Source organism: Vreelandella sp. L-25 (assembly GCF_056857535.1).
This window is the reverse complement of sequence record NZ_JBSXNH010000044.1, coordinates 22062-30835: the sequence shown is the minus strand read 5'-3', so window position 1 is coordinate 30835 and position 8774 is coordinate 22062. Positions and strand designations below refer to the sequence as shown.

The 8774-nt window shown below is 54.6% G+C and carries 8 protein-coding genes and 2 pseudogenes; 7 read left to right on the top strand and 3 right to left on the bottom strand.

Features of this window, described 5'->3' with window-relative positions; translation table 11 throughout:
- On the bottom strand, positions 1–369 hold a 369-nt coding region (locus AC13CN_RS04695; protein ID WP_483053035.1), incomplete at its 3' end, for a response regulator.
- Between the two features lie 121 nt (positions 370–490).
- Positions 491–2632: a TonB-dependent receptor family protein gene (locus tag AC13CN_RS04690; RefSeq protein WP_483053034.1), complete on the bottom strand. Its 2142-nt coding sequence runs from the start codon at positions 2630–2632 to the stop codon at positions 491–493.
- A 1180-nt stretch (positions 2633–3812) separates the two neighbouring features.
- Between AC13CN_RS04690 and AC13CN_RS04685 the strand changes: the two genes are divergently transcribed.
- From AC13CN_RS04685 to AC13CN_RS04670, 4 genes and pseudogenes are all read left to right on the top strand, one after another.
- Entirely contained in the window at positions 3813–3965 is a 153-nt protein-coding gene (locus AC13CN_RS04685) for a di-heme oxidoredictase family protein (protein ID WP_197746112.1), read from the top strand.
- Complete coding sequence (locus AC13CN_RS04680) at positions 3920–4132, top strand: di-heme oxidoredictase family protein (RefSeq protein WP_074210778.1); 213 nt, start codon at positions 3920–3922, stop codon at positions 4130–4132. The genes AC13CN_RS04685 and AC13CN_RS04680 overlap by 46 nt, the downstream gene beginning before the upstream one ends.
- Positions 4133–4375: 243 nt before the next feature.
- Positions 4376–5545 carry a porin gene (locus tag AC13CN_RS04675; RefSeq protein WP_483053033.1) on the top strand — a complete coding sequence of 390 codons (1170 nt, stop codon included), beginning with the start codon at positions 4376–4378 and terminating at the stop codon, positions 5543–5545.
- Positions 5546–6049: 504 nt separating this feature from the next.
- A pseudogene (locus AC13CN_RS04670) lies at positions 6050–6697 on the top strand (IS630 family transposase); the annotation flags it as partial.
- A gap of 67 nt (positions 6698–6764) precedes the next feature.
- On the opposite strand, the pseudogene AC13CN_RS04665 reads toward AC13CN_RS04670, so the two are convergent.
- Positions 6765–6895 (bottom strand): annotated as a pseudogene (locus tag AC13CN_RS04665) (IS1380 family transposase); the annotation flags it as partial.
- A gap of 155 nt (positions 6896–7050) precedes the next feature.
- Here AC13CN_RS04665 and AC13CN_RS04660 point away from each other — a divergent pair.
- From AC13CN_RS04660 to AC13CN_RS04650, 3 genes are all read left to right on the top strand, one after another.
- Positions 7051–7350: a hypothetical protein gene (locus AC13CN_RS04660; RefSeq protein ID WP_128082445.1), complete on the top strand. Its 300-nt coding sequence runs from the start codon at positions 7051–7053 to the stop codon at positions 7348–7350.
- Between the two features lie 102 nt (positions 7351–7452).
- Positions 7453–7647: a hypothetical protein gene (locus AC13CN_RS04655; RefSeq protein WP_062375750.1), complete on the top strand. Its 195-nt coding sequence runs from the start codon at positions 7453–7455 to the stop codon at positions 7645–7647.
- Entirely contained in the window at positions 7648–8565 is a 918-nt protein-coding gene (locus tag AC13CN_RS04650; protein ID WP_062375747.1) for a hypothetical protein, read from the top strand.
- Positions 8566–8774 lie beyond the last annotated feature (209 nt).

Sequence of the window (8774 nt, the reverse complement as noted above, 5' to 3'; positions counted from 1 at the left end):
GGCCTCTTTTTTCCCGTTTTTTCTCCATCTTTGCATTAAAGACAGTCCATTTTCATCGGGCAGTCCGATATCGAGAATAACGGCCTGGTAGGAGCTTGTTTCAATCAACGAGTCCGCTTCTTTGCCGGTTTTGGCGATATCGACTGTGTAGTGCGCCTGCGCAAGCCAGTCCGATATTCTTTTGGCAAGTACCGCATTGTCCTCAACAATCAGAATTTTCATTTGTAAGCGCCGTTTTTCGTGGTGGGAAAGTTTCGCTCGTCCTCTGTTGATTGTAACAGTAACGAAGGAATCAGGATCAGAAAAGCCGGTTGTTAGCGTTGTCCAGATTGGCTCTTCCGAGGTTGGCGACGCTGCGGTCCAGATCATCAATGGCGCGACGTTCTCAGGCGAAGTGGCGCCTGAGTGTGAAAAAAGGATTATCGGAGTGATCCAAAAATCCGGCTCCCGATGAGTGGAAGCCGGATTTTCAGCAATCTCCGTTCACTCATCAGAAATTAACGCTGATCCCCAGTGAAGCGGTGCGCGGCAGGTTCGCCATGGCGCCATCGGGCCAACGTGAGACAATTTGCTGTTCATCGAACAGGTTGTCCACTTTCAGGAAGACATCGGCACTGGCGGTCAGCGCGTAACGGCTGATGAAGTCGACCAGGAACAGGGATTCGGTCTCGTCCAGTTTCGTCGCGGTGTTGTTGCATCCTGCGCTGACACACATCTCATCGACGTAGGTGGCCACAAGGTAGTTGTCCCAGCCACTCGGGTGCTCCATGCCGACCCGCAGGCTCATCTGGTTTTCCGGAACGTCTTTGAGTTGCTCGCCTTTTTTCAGGCCAGAGGCAGCATTGTCCTTGCTGATTTCCGCCTGGGTAAAGGTGTAGGTAAGGCTGACCGGAAGGTAGAACTCGCCCGCCTCGGTGCCGGTCTGGAGCTGGAATTCCGCACCGGCAATTTCAGCCTCGCCGGCTACGAAACTGCCAGAAGTGGCGCCATTGCTGCACGGCGAGCCCACTGAACAGTTTTCAGCCTTGTTGGAGAAGTCGCTGTAGAAGCCGATCACTTCCGCGAAGAACGCATTGCCAAAGTAGCGGACGCCGGCTTCCCAGTTCTTGCTGGTTTCCGGATCTTCGTTTGCCCTGGCACCACCTCCGAGAGGGGAGAAACCCCGGTGCACGCCACCCAGAACCTGCCAGCTTTGGGACAGGTCATAGGTAAAGGAAGCGCCAGGCAGGAGTTCGGCGCTGTCATTGGCGCGGGTGCTGTCGACGGTCGTGCGACCGGGATCCGCGTATTGGGTGCGGCTGGTCTGTACATCCTCGTAGCGCAGAGCGAGGTTGATATTGAGCTTGTCCGTCGCCTGCCACTTGTCGAGTGCCCAGAAGCTCAGGGCTTCGCCGGTCTCAAAGCGGTTGTTGCTGCCCGTTGGGGCCACGCTGTTCTGGAACACCAGGGAGCCATTGACCTGGTCGTACACATCCACCGGCTGGAAGCGATCCATTTCATCTTCGTGGACGCGGGCGCCGAAGTCGAATTCGTGGTTGCCAATGTTTACATCGAAGTTTGTCTGCACGCCCTGGGACAGGTAGTCCCTGGCGTTGTTTTTGTATTCCAGACCGCTGGCGTCAATTGTGCCGTCCAGAATACCCTGGGCATTGGCGTCACCGGCGTTTGCCTGGTCGATGATGTTTCCGGCGCCACTGAGCTTGTACCAATTGCGTTTGAAGTCGTTGCGGTAGAGAGTCGTGGTGCTGCTTACATTGTCGCTCCACTCGAACTGATGAGTCAGGCTGACACCGGAGTGAGTATTATCCATCTGGTCGGGACTGGAAAGCCCGTAGCGCCGGCTGGGGTCCTGGTTGAAGTCCGCATCCGTCAGTCCGACATAGGTCGAGTTGGAGGTTTCCTCGGAATACTGCAGCTTGGCGGTCACGCTCTGGCGCTCTCCCTGCCAGCGTAGCTTGCCGACATAATCACTGATGTCGAAGCCACTGTTGCGGTTGCTTCGGTCAATGTCCTTGAAGCCTTGCGCTGAGCGCTGGACCGTTTCAACCAGATAGCCCCAGTCACCGTTCGTGTCGCCATAGGTTGCATGAACGTCGGTGGAGCCGCGCTCGTTGGTGACGGCTTCGACGTAGCCCTTCTGCTCGTCGGGAATGGGTGTGGAAATCAGGTTGATCACGCCGCCGGTGGTTTGCGGACCATAGCGCAGCAGCGGGGCACCCTTGAGTACTTCCAGCGAGGACATGCGCTTGAACGTCGGGAAATAATAGGCGGCCGGGTTAGAATAGGGGGCCGGCGCGATCAGAATGCCATCTTCCATCAGGGTAACATTGCTGCTTCGCTCGGCCGTGGCACCGCGAATGCCAATGTTAGGGCGCAGGCCCAGACCCTCCTCTTCCCGTACATACACGCCCGGGACGGTTTTCAGCACCTGGTTGATGTCGGTCTCAACCTCGGTTTTCAACTGCGCCTCACCAACGACGTAGCCTGACCCTGGCAAGGTCTGGGCGGCAGACGCATCGCCAATGATTTCCATGGGTTCAAGCATCTGGGGCTGGTCATCGCCGGCGGCCCAGCTCATGCCCGGGGCAAAGCTGATCGCTACTGCCAGTGACAGTCGGGAAGGTTTAAACATGTGTTTCTCCGCAATTATTCGTATTTGAAATTCTAAATAGAAACGCGTTCCATTTGCAGATACGAATTTAAGGACTTTTCATAATCAAGTCAATAACCAATGTTAATGATAATGAGAGAGTGTCACCAGGCTGAAAAGGTTGAATTTCTCTCAAACGGGCAATTCGGAGGTCGGAGCGGGTTGGGCGGAGGGTGAGGGTATCAGCTGGCCCGCAATCCGGGGCCAGCTTTTCTGAAGGCCAAACAAGCCGCCGGTGGTCTGCTCGCAATGTCGGTGATCATGGTAACCCGGTTCGATCCCTTACTCCGTCCACAATCTTGCCCGGAAAGAGCTTTGCCGCCAGAGCAGCGCAACCCAGAGCGCATGAAGGTTTATGAGTAGCGCCAATACCCATTCAAAGGCATTGTCTAGTTGACTGTACAAGGCAGGTACTGCGGCAGTGAGGATAACGGAGAGAATTCCCACCGCAGTAACGCCCTGTACGGCTGATACTGGTGCAACTGTCCCAGTAGGGTATGCACCAGGATATGTAGCCTTCGAAGACAGCAATGACAAACGTATCATGAATGGTGAGCAGCAGGCTTAACGCCGCTGCTAATGCTAACCACCACAAAGGAATGCTGCGGCGCCGGATTGCCCTATTCATCCCGCCCCCGACAACTCAGACCTCCCCCAACTGTCAACAACAGTGAACATTGACCGCATTGGGGGCGCGGCGCTTTACGGACTTTTAGTACTGTTGCTGACACAATATTAAATGCAACCGCCGCTATCAGCCATGAATTATTACAGGTCCGCAGTCTTGTGTCGTTTAACTCATGCAATACACGCCCATCAATCTCTAATGCGTATAATAATGATTTATATTTAATTTACCTCAAAGAATTTGCACATGACGTCAATACTCGTCCGCGACCTCTGGCCCTGTCAATCACCCTGCTTTTGATGGCCGGATGCAGCGGCAATCAGGACGCTGCCAACGCACAACACAGCAGAGAGCCAACGGCAGATAAGGCACCCGCATCCACGCCGACCAAAACTGACGTTGTTAGCCATTATGCAGATCTGGCGCACGCCACGTTCCAGGATGCGGTGACAACGGCCGAGGTTCTTGGCGAGGTAGTGGACGCAAGATTGTGGCCAGTTTGCTAATGGCGGCGACCCCGAAGTCAGCGACAAAGTGGCAGGCTTTATCACCTTCTACGCCAGCAGCCTTGCAGTTCCCGCCCGTCGCGCCATGGAAAACCCGGAAGTGCAGCAAGGCGCCAGACTCGTTAGCAACACGGGGTGTGCCGCCTGCCACACACCAAAGCACGACCGGTCTGGTCGCTGACCGGCCAAACCTCAGCGACCAGACGATCTGGCCCAGCCATTTTGTGGCACGGGGGCGAAGCCGAGATATCCAGGGAACAGTTCAAGGCACGATTCAGGACTGAACGTGCGGTGCTGATTGCCTTCCTGAAAGTGCCTGAAGAGGCTCCCGGTTGCACTAAAGTCTAATGTTAATTGACTTCTCAGTCGTCGGGCTTGTGCTACTATCAGTGTGGTCAATATTGTTGCTGTGCCCAGTGCTGACGCAAGACCTGAAGCCACTTGAGTTTCGGGACAGGAGGGCACAGCACTTTAAGATAATGGACGTAAGATAATGGACGTAATACGCATGACACGTTCAGTAATAAATCAGTAATAAATCAATGATAAAATGACACGTTCAGTAATAAATCAATGATAATGAGGGGGGTTATGATGCTAATGGCAAATAAAAAAGCGGCACTGAGTTCAGCGCTCGCACTGGTGGTGGCGGGGTTATCTTCGCCGGGTCACGCCATGGAATTCAAGGTGTCCGGCCAGGTGAATCGTGCGATCACCGTCGCGGATAACGGGAATGAGACTGATTACGCGAGTGTCGACAGCATCGGTTCCAACTCACGTTTCCGGTTCACTGGCAATGAGATGATGGCCAACGGCATGAACCTCGGTTTTATCTATGAAATATCACTTGATCAGTACGATTCCACGGAGTTCGATATCGGCGACAATAATGCCTCCGGGGCGGGTGTTGACGTGGATACCCGGAAAATTGACATCTATCTCGAGGGTGACTTTGGTAAGGTGAGTTTCGGCAAAGGCGATGGTGCTGGCTACTACGCCAACATGATGGATTACTCCGAAACGCTCTACTTCGGTGGCGGTGCCTGGTATACCCTTTATTCTTCCGGCATCAGTTTTGTCGATGATAACGGCAACAAACTTTACAGAATTGGTGCAACCAACGGCGTCTTCAATGCCGTTGGTCGACAAGAGCGTATCCGCTACGACAGCCCGTCGATCGGCGGTCTGGTGCTGTCGACCAGTCTCGACAACGGCAATGCCTATGAACTGGCGGCCCGCTACCACGTAGATTTTCCGGGTGCCAAACTGGCCTCGGGGCTGAGCTGGGTTGATGCTAATGATCTGGAGATTCCGACCTCGCCCGCCGATGGACAGCCACTCACCCCTGGGTCGGAATTCAAAAAGAGGCAAGTCCTTGGTGCTTCGGCGTCTTTGTTGCTGGACGGTGGCCTGAACTTTACCGTCTCCTACGGTAATGGTAAAACCGACGCAATGGCCAATGCGGGGCAGGCTAATCAAGAAGGCTATGATGCGACCAACCTATTCGGTCAGGTAGGCTACTCGACTGGCGATCATCACTTTGCAGTCAACTATGGCGAGACCAAAGATCTGATTGTTGAGGGAACCAAGGGAAGCCAGATTGGTCTGGCATACGTGTACGACTGGTCGAGCGCGGTCCGCTTGTACTCATCGTATCACCTGTATTCGCTTGACCTGCCTTCGTCGGTCAAGACCGCTGAAGGATGGGGCGATGCCAACGATATCAGCCAGCTCTATGCCGGTATCCGGGTCGCCTTTTAACCAACGGGTCTGACCTGAATAACAGACAGGAGTAAAATATGCACAAACTGCGGTTATGGATAATTCCCGTGCTGGTAGTAGCTCTGTCGGGCTGCGGACTTAATGTGGTCCGACCCGCTGACACGACGCCGATGCCGGGAGAAGACCGCCTGCCTGATGGACCAGGCCTGTTTGCCAGCAGTCCCGATGACAGCGCCTGGGAGGGATATTCTATCCTGTCGGGTCGTTGCTCAGATTGTGCGACCAGTCAACGCGCCGGAGGGAAGGCGGCCCCGGACTCTGACACCTACAGAAGCTTCGAAGCCTTCAGGCGGATGGACCCAGACTCACAAGAATACAGGGAATTTGAGAAATGGCTGGAATGGAAACAGTTTCGCCAGTGGAAATCCCGGCAGCAATGAGGCTCGGAGGTGAGAAACTCTACCGTGCCCCGTGCCGACTGTTGTGATATAACGCAGCCCCGCTCAACTTTCCTTTCTCTGGCAGATGCTTGTCACTTAATGTGTAAGCAACGATCCAGACTTTGCTGAGAAGGTTTTCGATGTCGTTGGCCTGTACCTGAATCCGCCGGATAACGCGCTGGTGCTGTCGGTTGACGAAAAAACGCAGATCCAGGCACTGGATCGCACTCAACCAAAGCTGCAACTGAAACCCGGCCAGATCGAGCGCCGTACCCACGATTACAAGAGGCACGGGACGACCAGCTTATACGCGGCCCTGAATATCCTGAACGGCGAAGTGATTGGGCGCATTACACAACGCCACCGCGCCAAAGAGTTTCTCGATTTTCTGCGACAAATTGATCGAGAAACACCGAAAGAGCAGGACCTTCATCTGATTCTGGACAACAGCTCGACTCACAAAACACCAGAAGTGAAGGCCTGGCTGGAAAAGCATTCCCGGTTCAAGCTTCACTTCACACCAACCAGCGCCTCTTGGCTGAATGCCGTGGAGGGCTGGTTTGGTCAACTGGAACGCCGCGCTTTGTACCGTGGCATTTTTACCAGTGTCGGCGAACTTAAGAAGGCGATTCGTCGCTTTATCCAAACTCATAATGAGAAACTGGCAAAGCTGTTCCGCTGGCACAAGAGTGCAGAATCGATTATGACTTCAGTGACGCGAGCAAAGCTGAGTGTTATTGATAATAAATAAACGGATTACCCAGACGGGACACTAGCAGAGCTCCCCAAATGCCACAAGAAATTAACCCATAGCAACCGGTCAGGCGATGTTGCCTATCGGGTTTCCTAAGGCCAGGCAATCCGGCATCGGAGGTGATATGGCCGCCGGAGTAATCGGTTTCAATCTGGCGGCGGACGGTGGAGCGAAGGGAAGTTTTTCAGGTATAATCCCGGGCAGCGGCGGTTGGTGTTGGTTTCGCGTGTAGGAGCTTGAAATTATAGCTCCTGCCGCCGTTTTCTTTTGTCCCCCATGAGAAATCCGGGCCATTTTAAGAGCAGAAGGATGTTGTAATTACCCCAGGATATTGGCCCGTCGATAAAGTAGTGCGTAATCAGCTAGCCACAAGAAAAGAACACGGCAATCGCCTGTTCAGGCTGTTGCTGGTGCTTTTGTTGCTGCTTGCCGCGCAGCACCTTGCCATGCATGACATCGATGGTGCTGGCGGAGGCCCGGTCGGGCATCAGGAATGTCTGCTCAATCACCTGCCTTATGCTCAGTTATCCCCGCCATTACCCGGTCTTCCGTTACTGATTCCGGCGCTGTTTCTGGAAATACCGTACAGCCAACACTTCCACCGGATTTTTATCCACCCCTGGCTGGCCCGCGCACCACCCCTGTTCTGATCTGTCTCTGTTTACCCGTTTAATTGATGAGCAAGTGCGCAGTGCACGGTTACTGCGTGCCTGCTCGGGGATTCGCACGATAAATCAATTCAGGAATACGTAATGATTAGCAACTATAACCGGTTATCGCCGGCAGCCATCGTAATGCTCGGCTTATCCATGACAGCAGGGGCTGTTCCGCTTGCCTACAGTGCCGAGGCGGTTCACGATAGTCATTGGTCCGGGGACCTGCGGGTGGGCGCCAATATGGATCTGATCGCCGAAGCCCGGGATTTCGGTGCTGATATGAACCGCTAGGTGCTTGACCTGCGTGAGGTGGAGGTTTCCCTGGAATCGCAGATCAAGCCTTGGCTCTATGGGATGATATTCCTGACCCGGCCGTCCGATGAGGACATAAGTGTCGAGGAGGCCGCAGTGATCGCCGACCTGGCAAGAGGGTTCAGGCTGAAAGCAGGGAAGTATCGTAACGAGTTCGGATTGCTCAACACCGTTCATGAACCGGAACGGCCACAAGTCTCACTTCCCTTGCCAGTGGAGGAGTTTCTCGGCGAAGAACAGCTTCGGGAGACGGCTGTCACCCTGGGTCGTCTCACCGATCTGGGCAACGGCTACCGTGCCGGCATCAGCGGCGCCGTGTTCAATTCCGACAACGATGCGGCGTTTGATGCCGGCCAGTCCGGTGACAAGGCCTTTGGCGGCAAACTCTATTTTGGTCGTCAGGCCAGTGACACGGCCTACCAGTTAGGTCTCAGTGCCCTGACCGGCAAGAACGATACGGGCGGTACAACCGATATACAGGCGCTGGATTTCCGCGTCCTGCTCGAACCGGAATTTGCCCGGGGCTACGATTACCCGGCACGTTTTTCCTGGATGGGCGAGGTCCTGTTCAACCAGCGGGAAATCGCCCCTGGCGTCAGCAACAACGCCAACGGCGCCTGGACACTCGTGGATTACCAATTCAAACCTGCGCATCATCTGGGCGCGGGTGCCGAATACACTCAGGGGCGACTGGATAAATCGCTGACGTCCAGGGCTTATTCGGCGCATTACAGCTGGTATTACTCGCCCCATGCACGATTGCAGGTACAGGCGCGTCGTCTTGACGTTGATGGCGGCGACAGCGGCATGGAAGTATTGCTGCAGTGGAATATCGTTCTGGGTGCCCACAGTGAACGGCCATTCCTTGCCATTCTTCCGATGGATGACAAAATGTAACCTGGAGAAAACACAAAAACCCGCCCGGATTCGAAAGGCGCCGGGCGGGTTGATATTTATCGGCCCTGACGATATGGGCAGTCGCACGGCCAACAATCCGCCCGGGCACGCCGGAATCATGGCAAAATGGCCGCTTCCCCATCTTTGACAAACCCCTGGCCTTGCTAAAGCTTGTAGTGAGCGATCAGTTGACTCCTTAATGTTTGCAT

What these genes read in the sequence shown, in the direction of transcription:
- AC13CN_RS04690 (WP_483053034.1), bottom strand. Translation starts at nt 2,632, where the DNA reads ATGTTTAAACCTTCCCGACTGTCACTGGCAGTAGCGATCAGCTTTGCC.
- AC13CN_RS04675 (WP_483053033.1), top strand. Translation starts at nt 4,376, where the DNA reads ATGATGCTAATGGCAAATAAAAAAGCGGCACTGAGTTCAGCGCTCGCA.
- AC13CN_RS04655 (WP_062375750.1), top strand. Translation starts at nt 7,453, where the DNA reads ATGATTAGCAACTATAACCGGTTATCGCCGGCAGCCATCGTAATGCTC.